This window comes from Gordonia sp. AC31 (assembly GCF_031844505.1).
GTDB lineage: Bacteria > Actinomycetota > Actinomycetes > Mycobacteriales > Mycobacteriaceae > Gordonia > Gordonia hongkongensis.
Window position 1 is genome coordinate 1 of record NZ_JAUZVK010000065.1, and the last position, 2077, is coordinate 2077.

Below are 2077 nucleotides of genomic sequence, written 5' to 3' on the forward strand. Positions count from 1 at the left end.
GCTCAGGCAGCTGCTGACCGTCGTCGTGCTGCTTGTCGTCTAACGCCATGCTCATAGATTGTCCTCTCACTGATGAGCACCGGACTTACACAGACCATCTGACACCCCCGGTGGAACGTGGCCGGTTGAGGTGGGCGTTGCTGAAGAATCCTGACAACCTCACCGAGAATCAACAGCGGCTGCAATCCATCGTCGTCAGCGACGTAAACAGCCAGCTTGCCCGCGCCTATCAGATGAAAGAAGAGATACGACACATACTTTCAGGTGCCTACCCTTCATGTTGGGCTCCGTTGCGACGATGGATTAGGAAGGCGGAATCCTCCGGTATCCCCGAGATTCGCACTATGGCGACGAGTATCCGTAAACGTGAAGTGCAGATCCACAACGCGGTCGAGTGTCAGATGAGCAATGCGCGAGTGGAAGCAACGAACTGCCATCTCCGATCATTGACGAAGCGGTCGTATGGATTTCACACACCCGAAGCTCTGATCGCGATGGCCAACCTCACCCGAGGCGGCGCATGCCCGACGCTTCCCCATCAAAGCTGACGGGAATCCGCCCACTTATACGTCAGGAGATCCTCACGTGTTCGGTGTGCCGTTCGGCGTTCGTGAACTCTTCGATGCACCGAGCGTGCGCGCGATGGCTGCTCTCGTCGACGCGACCCGTCGCACCGACAGCGGTTCACCCGCCGAGACACCAGACCTCGGTTCGATCCCGCGTCCTGCCCGCCTCGCGTTGTCGCCGGCGCAGCAACGCATGTGGTTCATCAACCAGTTCGATCCGGGGTCATCGGCCTACAACATCCCGTTCGCCCTACGGGTGCGTGGTCGTCTCGACGTCGTCGCCTTGCGCGCGGCACTCGCCGATGTGATCGACCGTCACGAGGTGCTGAGGACGCGTTACCCACAGGGCCCGGATGGCCGGCCGTGGCAGGACATCGCCGCGGCTGACGACGTCACCGTCGACCAGTGGTGGCGGACCGCCGGGGTGGAGACGCTGTCCGCGGAACCGTTCGACGTCACCTGCGACCTCCCGATCCGTGCGGGCATTCTCGGATCCGATCCCGACGACTGCGGTGCACACGACCACGTGCTGGTCGTCGTGCTGCACCACATCGCCGCCGACGGCGAGTCACTGGCGCCCCTGGTCGACGATCTCCTGCACGCGTACCGGTCCCGCGTCGAGGGTCGCGCGCCTGTCCGTCCTCCGCTCCCGGTGCACTACGCGGACGTCGCGCTCTGGCAGGAGCGCGCCCTGGGCTCGATCGACGATCCGGACTCCGAACTCGGCAGGCAGTCGCGCTGGTGGCGCGATCACCTGGCCGGCCTGCCCGAGGTTCTCGAGTTGCCCACCGACCGACCCCGGCCGCCGGTGGCGTCCCTCCGCGGGGCGGTGGTGGACCTCGACCTGCCCGAGGGTCTCGCACCCCGCATCGAGTCGTTCGCCCGCGCACACGGCGTGACCGTGTTCATGGTCTTGCACGCGTCGGTCGCGGTGGTGCTGTCCCGGTTGTCGGAGACGTCGGACATCGCGGTCGGTTCACCGGTGGCCGGCCGTGGCCGTGCCGAACTCGACGCCCTGATCGGCATGTTCGTCAACACTCTGGTCCTACGCACGGAGGTCGACGCCTCGGCCACCTTCGAGCAACTGGTCCGGTTGGTGCGCGACACCGACCTCGATGCGTTCGCCGCTGCCGACGTGCCCTTCGAAAACCTCGTCGATGCCCTCGCCCCGGCGCGCAGCGAGGCGTTCGCGCCGCTGACCCAGGTGCTGCTGACCCTCGAACAGACCTCCGTGGGGGAGTTGTCCGCGCCGGGACTGACGATCACGCCCGTCGAGGCCGGTGCGCCCGCTGCCCGGTTCGACCTCATGATCGGGATGTCCGCCGATCGGGACGACGCCGGTGCCCTCGCCGGCCTGGCCGGCCGGATCGTGTACGCCACCGACCTCTTCGACGAGCCTACGGTGCGACGCATCGGTGCGCGGATCGTCGACGTCCTCGACGCGGGCCTCGCCGATCCCGACGTGATCGTCGGCGACATCGACCTCGTCGACGCCACCGAGCGCGCCGCCA

Annotated in this window: 2 protein-coding genes; both read left to right on the plus strand. The window is 66.2% G+C overall.

Annotated elements, in window-relative coordinates; all coding sequences use genetic code 11:
• The first annotated feature begins 47 nt into the window (after positions 1–47).
• Positions 48–548 carry a transposase gene (locus Q9R39_RS24520; RefSeq protein WP_311278437.1) on the plus strand — a complete coding sequence of 167 codons (501 nt, stop codon included), beginning with the start codon at positions 48–50 and terminating at the stop codon, positions 546–548.
• Between the two features lie 37 nt (positions 549–585).
• Positions 586–2077, plus strand: a 1492-nt coding sequence (locus Q9R39_RS24525) for a condensation domain-containing protein (RefSeq protein WP_311278438.1), incomplete at its 3' end; no start/stop codon positions are given.